Here is a 14,335-nt window from a genome sequence, read left to right as displayed (position 1 = left end):
AATGCGTGCGGGAGAGCCTGAATGCAGCTGCAGGACAATACCTTTCTGATTACCGGTGCTGCCTCGGGACTTGGGGCGGCCACCGCCGAGCGACTGATCGCCGGGGGCGCTCGGGTGATGCTGAGTGACCTGAGCGACAAGATAGAGGCCCTGGCCGAACGGCTCGGTGCGGGCGCCGTGGCAGTGCGTGGCGACGTCACCTCCGAAGCCGACATGCAGGCGGCGATGGATCAAGCCGTGGCGTTAGGCGGGTTTTCCGGAGTGGTGCACTGCGCCGGGGTGGTCAGCGTGGCCAAGCTGCTGGACCGTGAGGGCAATCCCGCAGATCTCGTGGCCTTTGCGCGTACCATCGAGATCAATCTGGTGGGAACCTTCAATGTGCTGCGCCTGGCCGCGGCGGCAATGGTCGCCAATCCACCGGGGGAGGATGACGAGCGTGGAGTAATCGTTACCACCGCCTCGGTGGCGGCCTTCGATGGCCAGGTAGGGCAGGCCGCCTACAGCGGTTCCAAGGCGGGCGTGGTCGGTATGACGCTACCGCTGGCGCGGGAGCTCTCGCGTCATGGCATTCGGGTAATGAGTATCGCCCCCGGTGTGTTTGAAACGCCCATGATGGGCGATCTACCGGAGAAGGCCGTGGCCGCACTCTCTGCGGCCGTGCCTTTCCCCAAACGCCTGGGCAAGCCTCAGGAGTTCGCTTTGCTGGCCGAGCAGATCATCATCAATCCGATGCTTAATGGCGAGGTGATTCGCCTGGATGGCGGTATCCGTATGCAGTAGGCGATCGCCTGGCTGGACACGACCAAGGTCGTATCCGGTTTTTAAACGAACGCTTGACTCGAACTCTCCGACTGGCTAGTTTCAAACGCATGTTTGAAGCGGGCCAGATGAGTGCCGTGCAGGTCCGCTTCACGACCTCCAGGAGAGAACGAGATGCCCGATTATCAGGCCCCCCTGCGCGACCTGCGCTTCGTGATGGATGAACTGTTCGACTATCCTGCCCACTACGCCCGACTGCCGGGCGGCGAGGATGCCTCACCCGACGTGGTGAGCGCGATTCTCGAAGAGGGTGCGCGATTCACTCGCGAAGTGCTGCTACCGCTCAATCAGAGCGGCGATCAGGAGGGCTGCCTGTTGGAGGGCGGGGAAGTCAAAGCGCCCAAAGGTTTCAAGGAAGCCTACCAGCAGTATGTCGAGGGGGGCTGGCCTAGCTTATCCGCCGAGCCGGAATTCGGTGGCCAGGGGTTGCCGCACTCGCTTGGCATGGTGCTCTCCGAGATGATCTGCGCCACCAACCTGGCTTGGGGCATGTATCCGGGGCTCTCCCACGGCGCCGCCGATGCGCTGCGCCACCACGGCAGCGACGAGCAGAAGGCCACCTACCTCACCAAGCTGGTCGAGGGCGTGTGGACCGGTACCATGTGCCTGACCGAACCGCACTGCGGTACCGATCTTGGCCTGATCAAGACCCGCGCGGTGCCCGGTGCCGATGGCAGTTACGATATCAGCGGCACCAAGATCTTCATCTCCGCGGGCGATCACGACCTGGCCGAGAACATCGTCCACCTGGTGCTCGCCAAATTGCCCGATGCGCCTGAGGGTTCCAGGGGAATCTCGCTGTTCGTGGTGCCCAAGTATCTGCCCGATGCCGCCGGCAATCCGGGCGAGCGTAATGGCGTTTCCTGCGGCTCGCTCGAGCACAAGATGGGGATTCACGGCAACGCCACCTGCGTGATGAACTTCGACAATGCCCGCGGTTTCATGATCGGCCAGCCCAACAAGGGGCTGTCGTACATGTTCACCATGATGAACGTGGCGCGTATCGGCGTCGGTATCCAGGGGTTGGGCCTGACCGAGGCGAGCTTCCAGAATGCCCTGGCCTATGCCCGCGACCGTCTGCAGATGCGCTCGCTCTCTGGCCCCAAGGCGCCCGAGAAGCCGGCCGATCCGATCATCGTGCATCCCGACGTGCGTCGCATGCTGCTGACCCAGAAGGCCTTCGCCGAGGGCGGGCGAATGCTGGTGATGTATACCGCGCAGATGGTCGACCTAGTCGAGCATGGCCCGGATGCCGAGGAGCGCGAGCGAGCCGAAACGCTGCTTGGTCTGCTGACGCCGATCGTCAAGGCGTTCCTCACCGAAGCGGGCTTCGAAGCGACCAACGAAGGGGTGCAGGTCTTCGGCGGCCATGGCTTCATTCAGGAGTGGGGCATGGAGCAATTGGTGCGCGATTCGCGGATCACGCGTCTCTATGAGGGCACCACCGGTATTCAGGCCCTCGACCTGCTGGGCCGCAAGGTACTGATGAGCCAAGGCGAGAATCTCAAGGTCTTCACCAAGGAGATCCACAAATTCTGCCAGGCAGAGGCCGATAACGCCGCGCTCAAGGAGTTCGTCGGGCCCCTGGCCAAGCTCAACGCCGAATGGGGCGAGCTGACCATGGGCGTGGGCATGAAGGCGATGCAGGATCGCGAAGAAGTCGGTGCGGCGAGCGTCGACTACCTGATGTACTCCGGTTATGTGACGCTGGCCTATCTATGGGCGCGGGCCGCCAAGCAGGCAAGCCAGGCACTCGGGGGCGGTGAGGAAGCCTTCTACAAGGCCAAGCTCGACACCGCTCGCTTCTTCTACCAGCGGTTGCTGCCGCGTACCCGCGCCCATGCCCAGATGATCCAGGCGGGCGCCGGTTCGCTGATGGCAATATCTGCAGAGGATTTCGGACTGGGCTTCGAAATCTGACGTTGGTCTTACATCGAAGCGCCCCGACAAGCGGGGCGTATGAAAAGTCTCTCTCGGTCAGGCGCTCTGACCTTTTCTTCACGGCGGCCCTAGGGCCGCCGTTTTTTTAGGCCAGGGCCTGGCGTTGCAGCTCGCGTGCCTCGCTTGGCGAAAGACCCAGCGCCTTGGCCAGCTCTTCCAGCCACGGCCGTTCCACCGGGGGCTGCCCTTCGATCATCGCCACGCTGACCATGTAGATCTCGCGGGCCGCCTGATGCGAATCGGCCTGACGTGCCAAGGATTCGAAATCGAGCGGTGCCTGGAACTGCTCCTCGACCCAGGCGTGTAGTTCGGTGTCGGCACCCAGGGCATCGATCTGCTCGGTCAGCTTGGCTTTCTTGGTATCATCGAAATTGCCATCGGCCCGCGAGGCCATGATCATCGCCTGCAATAGCAGCAGGCTACGCTGCTCCTGCGCCGCTCCCTGCAGTTGCTTTAGCGAGGGGCCCTGGTCTGGGGTGCGTTCGCCATGCTGCTGCGACTGATACTCCTGCCAGGCGTTCCAGGCATAGACGCCTAGGCCTGCGATCATGCTGTACTTGAGCGCCTTGCCGCCCAGCTTGCGGCCAGGTCTAGTGCCGAGCAGCAGTCCCAGCATGCCGCCGCTCACCAGGCTGCGCAGCTCGACATTGTCGCCCCCGCCGTAGGCGCCTTTGGCGTCCGTGGACTGAGAGGAGAGCGACTGGGCCAGCCGATCGAACACATTGTTGCTGTCAACGCGCCCGCCGGTTGCCTGTTTCAACACCATGTCGAAAATTTCCTTGGCATTCATGTAACGCTCCTTATCGATTGTTGACCGTATAGACAGCACGATACTCCCGTTGCCGTCAACGTTACCAGTTCATGCCCGCATGTTTACATGCTCTATGCTTAATAGTCGATGCCGCGCCGAGCCTGGACTCCGCTATTGAAGGCATGCCTGACCTCCTGCATCTCGGTAACCGTATCGGCCATGGCCACCAGTTCACGGTGAGCGTTACGTCCCGTCACGATGACGGTCTGTTCCGGTGGGCGATGCTCCAAGGCGCGTTTGACTACATCGATGTCAAGATAGCCGAACTTGAGCATGTAGGTGATCTCGTCGAGCACCACCAGATAGAGCGAGGGGTCGGACAGCATCCTTTCCGCCTCGCGCCAGGCTTCCAGGCAGGCTTGGGTATCGCTCTCGCGATTCTGAGTGTCCCAGGTGAATCCGGTGGCCATCACCGCCATCTGCAGGTTGGCGTCGTCATGCAGTCGTTCGCGTTCACCGCACTCCCAGAGTCCCTTGATGAACTGGATGACCCCCACCGAATAGCCGTAGCCCAGCGCGCGGGTCACCGTGCCCCAGGCGGCGGTAGTCTTGCCCTTGCCATTGCCGGTGAAGACCAGCAGCAGGCCACGCTGCTCGGTGGCCATGGCGGCCTTTTCGTCGACATGCGTCTTCAGCTTCTGCATCGCCTGTTTGTGGCGCGTTTCGCGATCGCTCATGCGGACTCCCGGTAGGACATGCTGGTGGCATTCGTGTAGAGGGCATTCGAGTAAAGGGTACGCCAGCCGGCGGACGGCGTCAGTACGGCGTCGCGCTACAGGGCGACTTCACGCTAGCGCTCTCCGACCGCGAAGCGCTTGAAGCGCAGGCGCCCCTCAGCCTTGGCGAGGTGCGGCTCACCATCGGCGGGCCAGTGCCAGAGTGCTAGCAGTGGCTTGCCGTGAGCGGCGCTCATCGCGTCTATTCCCTATCATTTGTATGCGCGCCATCTTACCCAAGGGAGTCGTCGTCAGGTGAACAGGTCGCCTTGGGCGTGGGGCGGACGGAAGCCGCTGCAATCGAGCCCCATCTCGGCGCGATCCTGCATGCCGAGCCGGCGACTCGCCTTGCGAAAGCGCTGGGAGAGCAGCTCGGCAAAGACCCCTTCGCCGCGCATGCGATTGCCGAACCGGGCGTCATAGGTCTCGCCCCCGCGGCATTGTCGCATCAAGCTCATCACCTTGGCGGCACGTTCGGGATAGTGTTCGGCAAGCCAGGCCTCGAACAGCGGCGCGACCTCATGGGGCAGGCGCAGCAGCACCCAGCCAGCGGTGCGCGCGCCGGCGCGGCTGGCGGCCTCGAGCAGCTTTTCGAGCTCATGGTCGTTGAGGCCGGGGATCATCGGGGCCAGCAGCGTGCCCACCGGCACGCCGGCGATGTTCAGCTCGCGGATCACCCTAAGGCGCGCTTGGGGCGAGGCGGTGCGTGGTTCCAGAGAGCGCTTCAGCTCGGCATCGAGGCTGGTCAAGCTGACGAACACCCGCACCAGGCGCTTCTCCGCCATGGCAGCGAGCAGGTCGGTGTCACGCAGAATCAGGGCGCTCTTGGTCACCAGCGTGACCGGGTGGCGGCACTCCAGCAGCAGTTCCAAAATCGCCCGGGTGGTACCGCGCTCGGCCTCGAGGGGTTGATAGCAGTCGGTATTGCCCGAGAGGTTGATCGGCCGGCATACGTAGCCCGGCTTGCATAGCTCCTCCTTCAGACGTTCCACCAGCCCGGTCCTGGCGATCAGCTTGGTCTCGAAATCGAGCCCGGGCGAGAGGTCCCAGTAAGCATGGCTTGGCCGGGCATAACAATAGATGCAGCCATGCTCGCATCCGCGGTAGGGATTGATCGAGCGGTCGAAGCCCAAGTCCGGCGAACGGTTCCAGGAGAGCGCGCTCTTGGTCGCCTCGTCGCGCACCTCGGTGGCGATACGCAGTGGCGCCTCCTCCTGCCACCAGCCATCGTCGACGGCCTCGCTCTGGGTAGGCGCAAAGCGGTTGTGGGGATCGAAGGTGGCGCCCCGGCCCTTGCGCGCCAGTGAAGGTTGCGGCTTCTGCGAGCTCATGGGCTCCTCCTGCCTTCGCATGTCGTCGAGAGATAACTGTAAATAAATACAGTATAGTGAGGCGGCCAGAGGCTCACAAGCCTGCACGCTGTAAGACATCTGCTAATATCGTCGCTTTGTTTTTCCCAGGAGCCGCCGTGCTGAACGCTACCCTAGCCACCCTTGCCGGGCCCGATCGCGAGGCCGGCAAGCGTGTGGCCGCCTATCTCGACACCTTGACCAAGCCGCCGGGCAGCCTGGGGCGACTGGAGTCACTAGCCGTCGAGCTTGCCCACATCACCGGGCAGGACTTTCCCAAGGTCGCGCCGCCCGGAGTGCTGGTGTTTGCCGCCGATCATGGCGTGGCCGCCGAGGGCGTCTCGGCTTTCCCCCAGGAGGTCACCGCGCAGATGGTGGCCAACTTCGTCGCCGGCGGGGCGGCGATCAACGCCTTCGCCCGGCAGATCGGCGCGCGTCTGGAGGTCGTCGACGTAGGGGTCGCAAGTCAGCTCGAAGGGGATGGCTTGGTGCATGACAAGGTCAGGCCAGGCACGGCCAACATCGTTTGCGAAGACGCCATGTCCCGCGAGCAGGCGGTGTGCGCCATCGAGGTGGGTATTCGCGCCGCCAACCGCGCCCTGGAGGCCGGCTGCCGCTGTCTGATCGTCGGCGAGATGGGGATCGCCAACACCACCGCCAGTAGTGCGCTGCTGGCGGTACTCAGCGGCAGTCCGCTGGATGAGCTGGTGGGTCCCGGTACCGGAATCGAGGCTGAGCGGTTGGTTCACAAGCGCTCGGTCATCGAGCGTGCCATCGAGGGGCGCCGGGCGGATGCCGAGGATCCGCTCGAGGTGTTGACCAAGCTGGGTGGGCTCGAGATCGCTGCCATGACCGGGGCCTATCTGGGCGCGGCAGCTCGCCGCACGCCGGTGCTGGTGGATGGCTTCATCGCCACGGTGGCAGCGCTGGTCGCCTGCCGGCTGCGTCCCGAGGCGCGCCGTGCGATGATCTTCGGCCACCGCTCCCGCGAGCCTGGGCATGAGGTTGCGCTGGCGCTGCTGGAGGGCGAGCCGCTGCTCGATCTTGAGTTACGCCTTGGTGAGGGTACCGGGGCGGCGCTGGCCTATCCGATACTGCAGGCGGCGACGCGCATGCTTTCGGAGATGGCCACCTTCGCCTCGGCGGGCGTGGGGCGAGACGCGCCCAGCCCATGAGCGTCGAGCCACTGAGCGGGTCACTGCTGGTTCTGCTTTTGCTGGCCATTGCTCTCGATCTACTGATCGGTGATCCGCGCACTCTGCCGCACCCGGTGGTCGGCATGGGTCACGTCATCGCGTATCTGGAGCGCAGATGGAATTCAGGCTCGCCTGCTGCCCGGCGAGCGAAGGGCCTGCTGCTCACGCTCACGGTAGTGCTCGGCGTCTATGCGCTTGCCTGGGGTATCATCGTGATGCTGACGCGCCTGCACCCCTGGCTTGGCCTGCTGGCCGAACTGTGGTTGCTGGCAACGACGCTTGCCATCAAGGGGCTGCGCGATGCTGCCCTGGCGGTCGCCGTGCCCTTGGGAGAGGGCGACCTGGTGGGCGCGAGACAGGCGCTGTCGATGATCGTCGGCCGCGACACCCGCGAACTCGACGAGGCCGGGGTGGTCCGTGCCAGCGTGGAGACGGTGGCCGAGAACGGCGTCGATGGCATCACCGCGCCGCTGTTCTGGGCGCTGCTGGGCGGCGCCCCGCTAGCGCTCGCCTACAAGGCGATCAATACGCTGGACTCGATGGTTGGCTATCGCAATGAACGCCACACCGATTTTGGCTACGCCTCGGCCAAGCTCGATGATCTGGCCAACTGGATACCGGCACGACTGACCGCTTTGACCCTGTGGCTGGCGGCATGGGGAGTGCCCGGTGCGCGTATGCAAGGGGCGCTGAGAGGCACTTGGTGTGACGCACCGCGCCATCCGAGCCCCAACGCCGGCTGGCCCGAGGCGATGGTGGCATGGCTGCTCGGCGTACAACTGGGGGGCACCAATGTCTATGCGGGTCACGTTTCGCAGCGTGCGACCCTGGGCGAGCCGAGCGAGCCTCTGCATGTTGAGCATATCCGCCGCACCATTCAGCTGATGCACGCCGGCTGGATCGGTTTCGTCGTGCTGTTGGTTGTGTTGATAGCGTTGGTCGCGTTCGTGCCGATAGGCTTGCATTGGAGCGGATAATGGCAAAGCTGGGAGAGACGATGATCGATGAGTGGCCAAGCCATGGCGGGCAACCCGAACCGCTGCTGGCTCGTTTCGGTCTGGCAAGCGACCATGAGCTGATCGATTTCAGTGCCAATATCAATCCGCTGGGGCCACCCGCATGGCTTTCGCAGCGCGCGTCCGCCACCCTCGATGGTCTCGCCCGCTATCCCGATCCGCGCTACGTCCATGCGCGCCAGGCGATTGCCGACGCTGAGAGCGTCGTTGTCGACCGGGTGCTGCTGACCAACGGTGGGGCAGAAGCGATCTTTCTCGCCGTGGCCCTGCATGCAAGGCGATCAGGTCCCGGGCGGGCGGTGATCATACAGCCCACTTTCGGCGAGTATGACCGGGCCTGTCGTCACTATGGCCTCGAAGTCCGCACGTTGGCGCTAGAGGCCCCTCATTTTTCTCTGGAGGAGGCCAGCGCCATCGGGGCGATGCAAGACGCAGGGGTGGTGTTGCTATGCCGGCCCAATAATCCCACTGGCACCCTCATCGAGCGGGACTTGATCGAGCGCATGCTCCAGGCAGGCCGCGAGCATGGCTGCACGCTGGTGGTAGATGAAGCCTTCGTCGACTTCCTGTCCTTCGAGGCGCGGCTGACCCCGCTGTTGTCCCGCTACGACAACTTGATCCTGCTGCGCTCGCTGACCAAGCTCTACGCGATTCCCGGGTTGCGGCTCGGCTATCTGCTGGCGAATGCCGAGACGGTGCAGCGCGCCGCCGACCGGCAGATGCCGTGGAGCATCAATTCTCTCGCCGCTGATCTGGTCGCGCCGCTGCTCGAGGATCGTGCATACGTCCAGCGCACCCATGACTGGCTTGCGGCCGAACTGCCGCGGCTGCGCCAGGCGCTGGAAGAAATGGCGTTTCGGGTGGTGCCATCACAGGTCAACTTCCTGCTGTTCCAGGATGCCCGCCGCCCCCAGGCGACGCCACGGTTGTTCGAGTTCCTGCTGCAGGAGGGCATCCTTGCGCGCCACACCCACAACTTCGCCGGCATTTCGGGCGCCTGGCTACGGGTGGCGGTGCGCACGCGAGCCGATAACGCGCGTCTGTTGATGGCCCTGGCGGCCTGGCGGAGTCAGGCATGATCGCCTTCATCAGTGGAGGGGCGCGCTCCGGCAAGAGCGCTGTGGCGGAATCCCTGGCGCTCGAGTGGCAGCGCGTGCGCGCTGGCGGACTCTACTATCTGGCGACTGCCAGGGTGTCGGATGGCGAGATGGGCGAGCGCATCGCACGCCATCGTCATTCGCGCGGGCCAAGCTGGACGACCCTCGAAGCGCCGGTGGATATTGCCGCGGCCTTGGCACAGGTGGAATCCGGCAGCACGCTGCTGCTCGACTGTCTGACGCTGTGGGCAAGCCAGTGGCTGTACGACAGTGCGCTTGACGAGACGCAGGGGGAGGCGATGATGAGGGCACTGCTGGAGGAGGCCCGCGCTCGGGGTATTGCGCTGGTGATCGTCTCCAACGATATCAACGAGGGTCAGCCGCCCACTGATGATGAGACTTGGCGCTACCTGGCATTCCTGCAGCGCATACACCGCCTGGTCGCCAAAGAGGCCGACGAGGTCATCCAGATCGTCGCCGGTCTTGCCCAGACATGGAAGCGCGCCCAATGAGAGATGCCGGCCATGGTCTACTGCTGGCGATCCAGTTCCTGACCCGCTTGCCGATACCGGTCGAGTGTCCCTGGACGCCTGCGACCAGCCGCTGGGCGGTGCGTTGCTATCCATTGGTGGGAGCGCTGCTGGGAGGCATCCTGGCACTGGCTGGGCAGTGGCTCGACAGCTGGCTGCCGATGCCGCTGCTGGCGCTTGCGCTGCTCTCGCTGTGGGTGGCGCTGAGCGGTGGATTGCACCTGGATGGCGTGATGGATCTGGCCGATGCGCTGGGCAGCAATGCACCGCTCGAGCGTCGCTTCGCGATCATGAAGGATCCCCATGTCGGCAGTTTCGGCATCATAGCACTGCTCTTTCTGCTGGCCTGGAAAGGGGCACTACTGTGGGCATTGCTCGTGGCTGGGGTGAGTCTCGGTATGTTGATTGCGATCATCGCCCTGGGGCGCTTTTGCGCCGTGGCACTGCTGGTGCTGGCGCCGGCGGCGCGACCCGAGGGCCTGGCCTGGACCTGGAAGCGGCATCTGGGAGCGCGCGATCTGCTGCTCTCCCTCGTGCCGCTTGTCGCACTTGGTCTGCTCTTTCCGGAAGCGGTGCAGCCGGGCTGGTTGCTGCTGTGCGGGGCGCTACTGCCATTTCTGCTGCTCTACGCGCTGCTGATGGTGCGAAGCTTCAAGGGAGTCAACGGCGATATCGTGGGCGCTGCAATCGAGGGAGGAGAGTTATGGCTGTTGCTGATCGGCTGGATCTGGTGGTCGTCCGTCATGGGCTGACGCGCTGGAACCGGGAGCGGCGCTACCAGGGCCAGCGCGATATCCCGCTGCTGCTGCCGGATGCCTTGCCGGCGCTGGACACGCTGCGCGAGGCGCTGAGCCCGCTTGCGTTCGACGCTCTCTACTGTAGCGACCTGATCCGCTGCCGCCAGTCCCTGGCGCACGTCATGGAGGGGCATGCCCATGCTCACGCGCCACGCTTCGATGCTCGCTTGCGTGAACTCGATTTCGGCGATTACGAAGGGCGGACTTATGATGAACTCGAGCAGCGGCCCGCCTATCGTGCCTGGATCGATAGTCGTGGCGAGCAGGCGCCGCCCGGTGGTGAGTCGGCGGCCCAGTTGCGGGCGCGTCTCGAGGCCTGGTTCGTCGACCTGCTGGCAAGAGCCGAGGCCGAAGGTCACCGCCAGGTGCTTGCGGTGGCCCATGGCGGCGTGATCCGTGAGCTGCGCCGGCGCTTCGAGGGGGTCGACTTCTGGGAGGGGAGCGTCAACCAGGGTGAGGGGCGCCAGCTCACCTTCATCCATCGGCAGGGGGAGTGGCAATGCTGTTCTTCATCGGCGGTACCTGCGCCGGCAAGCGTGCCGCGGTAAACGCGCGGGTTGCGTCGCCATGCTGGCATTCGGCCTATGACGGCAAGATGCTCGAGGAGTGGCGAGGCCATGCCGACGGGCAAGGCTGCCTGGTGCTCGAGGGGTGGGAGCGCTGGATCGAGACAGCGCTTCACCGCTCAAGCGACAACGACCGACTCAGGGCGGAGTTGTGTTCGACCCTCGACGACTTGCGGGACTGGGAGGTCGAGCAGAACGCTGCGGTGGTGCTTGTCATGCTGGAGATGGGGCGAGGCATCGTGCCCATGTCACCTGTCGCTCGCCGCCTTCGCGACCTCAATGGCTGGCTTGCCCAAGACGCTGCCGCGCGCTCGAAAGCGGTCTGGCATGTGCGCCATGGCCTGGTCAAGCCATTGATCTAGCGGCGGCTCGCTGCACTGCGTTGACGCCTGGTGGCCTTGTTGCTAGGTTACGCGCTCTCACAGGTGCCTGGCACATGCCAGGTTAAACGGGAAGTCGGTGCGCTTTTCAGTCATTCCGACGCTGCCCCCGCAACGGTAAGCGAGTCAAGGTCCGTCAAGTTGCCACTGTGCGCCTCAGCGCATGGGAAGGCGACGGTCCGCAAGCGATCCATCGCTTCGCTCGCAAGCCCGGAGACCGGCCTTGAGAGCATACCTGGTTGCGGTGGGCGGCCCAGGGGCAGGGCGGATCGCGCACCTCGTTTACCCTATCCCTTCGTTTCCCATTGCACCGGCAATTAAAAGAATCCGGCCGTGCGGGTGAGCACGGCGAGCAAGGGAAACACCATGAAAAGCAGAATTACCGGCCACAACCTGGCCGCGTTGTGCCTGTGCTGCGCGCCATTGGCGGCAGTCGCCCAATCCCCCTCTGACACTGCCGCCCGGGACGAGTCGCTCACGCTCAATCCCGTGGTGGTCACGGCAGCGCTTGCTCCCCGTACCGCCGAGCAGAGTCTCGCTTCGGTCACCGTGCTCGACGAGGCCACCCTGCGCCGCCAGGATCCCACCAGCCTGACCGAGCTGCTGCGCGGCCAGCCGGGGGTGGATATTCAGAGCAATGGCACCTACGGCAAGAGCAGCAGCGTTTACATTCGCGGCACCAGCAACGACTCGACGCTGCTGATGATCGATGGCATCCGGCTGCGCTCGGCCACTGCCGGCGGGGCTTCCTGGCAGTATCTCGATCCGCGCATGTTCCAGCGCGCCGAAATCGTACGCGGCCCGCGTGGCAGTCTATATGGGGCCGACGCCGTGGGCGGGGTGGTGCAACTGCTCACTCGCGAGGGAGAAGAGGGGGCTCCTCAACCCTTCATCTCGGCCGGAGGCGGCTCGTTCGATACCCAGCGCTATACGGCGGGACTGTCCGGTAGCAGTGGCGGTACCCGCTACAGCTTCGCCGGCAGCCACTTCTCCACCGATGGCGCCGCGATTAGGCGCGAGGGTGAGGATAAAGGGTTCGATAACACCACCGGCTTCGCGCGGCTTTCGCACATCTTTGACGGGGGGGGCGAAATCGGGGTACTGGCACTGCGCGCCCGAGGGAACAGCGAATACGATACCGGTGAGATCGATTTCGTCCAGCAGGTGGCGGGCGTCTACGGCGAGTTGCCGATCACCGATCACTGGCGCAGCCGCGTGACCCTGAGCGAGGCGCGCGACGAGAGCGACAACTACAGCGATGCGACACAGTGGAGTCCGGCCAGTGTCTCGGCGATCGACACCCGTACGCGTACCGCGCGCTGGGAGAACACCTTCGACATGGGCGCCCATGAGCTGATTGCCGGTGCCGAGTACGCCGAGGATCGTGTCTCCAGCAGCAATGACTACGACCGTGACAGCCGTGACAATATCGCTGTTTTCACCCAGGCACTGTTCGATTTCGCCCCGTTCACCGTCCAGGCCAGCCTGCGCTACGACGACTATGCGGACTTCGGCGACGAAGTGACGGGCAACCTGGCACTGGGCTTCGCGCTGGACGATTACCATACGCTGCGCGCCAGCTATGGCACCGCCTTCAAGGCGCCCACCTTCAATGATCTCTACTGGCCGGGCAGCGGCAATCCCAAGCTGGGGCCGGAAACCTCCGAGAGTGTCGAAGTCGGCATTCGCGGGCAGTATCAGCACTACTTCTGGGATCTGGCCGTCTACCAGACCGATCTCGACGACATGATCGCCTGGGCGCCCACCGATAGTGGTTTGTGGACGCCGATGAACATCAACGAGGCACGCATTCGTGGGATAGAACTTTCCGCAGGCACCCAGATCGATGACTGGACCTTGGCCGCGGCACTCACCTATCTCGACCCCGAGAACCGCGAGACCGGCAACCGCTTGCAGCGCCGTGCTTCTCAAAGCATGCGCCTGGATGTCGACCGTGAGTTGGGTGAGTGGAGCCTGGGTGGCTCTTGGGTGGTACAGAATCACCGCTACAATGATGCCGTGAACGAAGAACGCCTCGGCGGCTTCGGGCTGGTCAACCTGCGTGCCGGCTGGCAGTTCGCCCCTTTGTGGTCGGCTCGCTTCACTGTTGAGAACGCACTCGACAAGGAGTACGAAACCTCACGTGACTACCTCAACGCCGGCCGTGCGGCCTTCGTCAGTGTTCACTTCGGCCAGTAGCGGCCGGTTCGGCGGGGCCCTTGGCCCCGCTGCATTTTCCGGTGCTTGGCTGGCCCTGGTCCTGTCAGGTCTGGGGGCCGGCGAGGCGCGCGCTGATTCGCTCTGTGTCATCGACGACCGCGACCGCGAGGTGTGCCTGGAGGCACCGGCCAGCCGCATTGCCGCGCTTTCTCCTGGCGCCACCGAGCTGGTGTTTGCCGCCGGAGCGGGTGAGAAGGTAGTCGCGGTGGTGGCCTACAGCGACTACCCGCCCGAGGCGCAAGAGGTGCCGTCCGTAGGCAGCCACACTCGCATGGATCTGGAAGCCTTGGTGACATTGAATCCGGACCTGGTGATCGGCTGGATGACCGGCAACCCACCCGAGCAGCTCGAGACCATCGAGGCGCTGGGCATGCCGGTGTTCTATATCGAGCCACGAGACTTCGAGGGCGTTTCCAGTGCCATCGAGCTGCTGGCGCTGCTGGCTGATACCCGGGAAGAGGGCGAGCGTGTGGCCAGCGAGTTTCGTGATGGAATGGCGGAACTTGCCGAGCGCTACGCCGACGCCGAGCCGGTGCCGGTGTTCTATCAGGTGTGGGACGAGCCGCTGATGACCATCAACGACGAGCACCTGATCGGCAAGGTGCTGACCCTGTGTGGCGGCGTCAATGTCTTCGGTGAACTCTCACGGCTGGTGCCGCGCATCGACGACGAGTCGGTGCTCGCCGCCGACCCCGAGGCGATACTGGCCGGCGGCATGGGCGAGGAGAACCGCGGCTGGCTGACGCATTGGGAGCAGTACCCGAGCCTGACGGCGATCGAGCGCGACAACCTCTACTTCGTGCCGCCGTCGCTGATCCAGCGGCCCACGCCGCGGCTGCTCGAAGGCAGCCGACTGTTCTGCGAGAAGCTCGACCGTGCCCGCGACAAGCGCTGAGG

At 64.4% G+C, this 14,335-nt stretch carries 15 protein-coding genes and 1 riboswitch; of the genes, 11 read left to right on the top strand and 4 right to left on the bottom strand.

The window, feature by feature from the left end; genetic code table 11:
• Window positions 1-21: 21 nt before the first annotated feature.
• The gene (locus HJD22_RS17390; protein WP_208654635.1) at window positions 22-780 is read left to right on the top strand and encodes an SDR family NAD(P)-dependent oxidoreductase; all 759 of its coding nucleotides are present in this window, start codon (window positions 22-24) and stop codon (window positions 778-780) included.
• Between the two features lie 153 nt (window positions 781-933).
• Complete coding sequence (locus HJD22_RS17385) at window positions 934-2,739, top strand: acyl-CoA dehydrogenase C-terminal domain-containing protein (RefSeq protein ID WP_208654634.1); 1,806 nt, start codon at window positions 934-936, stop codon at window positions 2,737-2,739.
• 106 nt (window positions 2,740-2,845) lie between these two features.
• Here the strand turns inward: HJD22_RS17385 and HJD22_RS17380 are convergent, their stop codons facing one another.
• The 4 genes from HJD22_RS17380 to HJD22_RS17370 form a co-directional block, all read right to left on the bottom strand.
• Window positions 2,846-3,550, bottom strand: a complete 705-nt coding sequence (locus HJD22_RS17380) for a tellurite resistance TerB family protein (RefSeq protein WP_208654633.1) — start codon at window positions 3,548-3,550, stop codon at window positions 2,846-2,848.
• 98 nt (window positions 3,551-3,648) lie between these two features.
• On the bottom strand, window positions 3,649-4,248 hold the full coding sequence (cobO, locus tag HJD22_RS17375; protein ID WP_208654632.1) for a cob(I)yrinic acid a,c-diamide adenosyltransferase: 600 nt from the start codon (window positions 4,246-4,248) through the stop codon (window positions 3,649-3,651).
• A gap of 113 nt (window positions 4,249-4,361) precedes the next feature.
• Window positions 4,362-4,484 carry a hypothetical protein gene (locus HJD22_RS18035; RefSeq protein ID WP_283101706.1) on the bottom strand — a complete coding sequence of 41 codons (123 nt, stop codon included), beginning with the start codon at window positions 4,482-4,484 and terminating at the stop codon, window positions 4,362-4,364.
• 54 nt (window positions 4,485-4,538) lie between these two features.
• Window positions 4,539-5,618, bottom strand: a complete 1,080-nt coding sequence (locus HJD22_RS17370; protein ID WP_208654631.1) for a PA0069 family radical SAM protein — start codon at window positions 5,616-5,618, stop codon at window positions 4,539-4,541.
• A gap of 140 nt (window positions 5,619-5,758) precedes the next feature.
• Here HJD22_RS17370 and cobT point away from each other — a divergent pair, with 140 nt between their 5' ends.
• The 9 genes from cobT (at window position 5,759) to HJD22_RS17325 (ending at window position 14,333) form a co-directional block, all read left to right on the top strand.
• A complete protein-coding gene (gene cobT / locus HJD22_RS17365) occupies window positions 5,759-6,811 on the top strand; it encodes a nicotinate-nucleotide--dimethylbenzimidazole phosphoribosyltransferase (protein WP_208656789.1) in 1,053 nt (350 codons plus the stop codon).
• The gene (gene cbiB, locus HJD22_RS17360; RefSeq protein WP_208654630.1) at window positions 6,808-7,809 is read left to right on the top strand and encodes an adenosylcobinamide-phosphate synthase CbiB; all 1,002 of its coding nucleotides are present in this window, start codon (window positions 6,808-6,810) and stop codon (window positions 7,807-7,809) included. The genes cobT and cbiB overlap by 4 nt, the downstream gene beginning before the upstream one ends.
• On the top strand, window positions 7,809-8,927 hold the full coding sequence (cobD, locus tag HJD22_RS17355; protein ID WP_208654629.1) for a threonine-phosphate decarboxylase CobD: 1,119 nt from the start codon (window positions 7,809-7,811) through the stop codon (window positions 8,925-8,927). The genes cbiB and cobD overlap by 1 nt, the downstream gene beginning before the upstream one ends.
• Window positions 8,924-9,457 carry a bifunctional adenosylcobinamide kinase/adenosylcobinamide-phosphate guanylyltransferase gene (locus tag HJD22_RS17350; protein WP_208654628.1) on the top strand — a complete coding sequence of 178 codons (534 nt, stop codon included), beginning with the start codon at window positions 8,924-8,926 and terminating at the stop codon, window positions 9,455-9,457. Before cobD ends, HJD22_RS17350 begins: the two co-directional genes overlap by 4 nt.
• Window positions 9,454-10,227, top strand: coding sequence for an adenosylcobinamide-GDP ribazoletransferase (gene cobS, locus HJD22_RS17345; RefSeq protein ID WP_208654627.1), 774 nt, complete (start codon window positions 9,454-9,456; stop codon window positions 10,225-10,227). Before HJD22_RS17350 ends, cobS begins: the two co-directional genes overlap by 4 nt.
• Window positions 10,179-10,820, top strand: coding sequence for a histidine phosphatase family protein (locus HJD22_RS17340; RefSeq protein ID WP_208654626.1), 642 nt, complete (start codon window positions 10,179-10,181; stop codon window positions 10,818-10,820). Before cobS ends, HJD22_RS17340 begins: the two co-directional genes overlap by 49 nt.
• Window positions 10,772-11,200 (top strand): bifunctional adenosylcobinamide kinase/adenosylcobinamide-phosphate guanylyltransferase, encoded by a 429-nt coding sequence (locus tag HJD22_RS17335; protein WP_208654625.1) that lies wholly within the window; start codon window positions 10,772-10,774, stop codon window positions 11,198-11,200. Before HJD22_RS17340 ends, HJD22_RS17335 begins: the two co-directional genes overlap by 49 nt.
• Window positions 11,201-11,244: 44 nt before the next feature.
• Window positions 11,245-11,459: riboswitch (cobalamin riboswitch) on the top strand.
• 125 nt (window positions 11,460-11,584) lie between these two features.
• Window positions 11,585-13,417, top strand: a complete 1,833-nt coding sequence (locus tag HJD22_RS17330; protein ID WP_208654624.1) for a TonB-dependent receptor — start codon at window positions 11,585-11,587, stop codon at window positions 13,415-13,417.
• A gap of 49 nt (window positions 13,418-13,466) precedes the next feature.
• Window positions 13,467-14,333, top strand: coding sequence for a cobalamin-binding protein (locus tag HJD22_RS17325; protein ID WP_208656788.1), 867 nt, complete (start codon window positions 13,467-13,469; stop codon window positions 14,331-14,333).
• Window positions 14,334-14,335: the final 2 nt, after the last annotated feature.

Source organism: Halomonas sp. TA22 (assembly GCF_013009075.1).
In the GTDB taxonomy this organism is placed as follows: domain Bacteria; phylum Pseudomonadota; class Gammaproteobacteria; order Pseudomonadales; family Halomonadaceae; genus TA22.
Note: the sequence above shows the minus strand (reverse complement) of the source record. Positions and strands in the feature narration are given on the sequence as shown.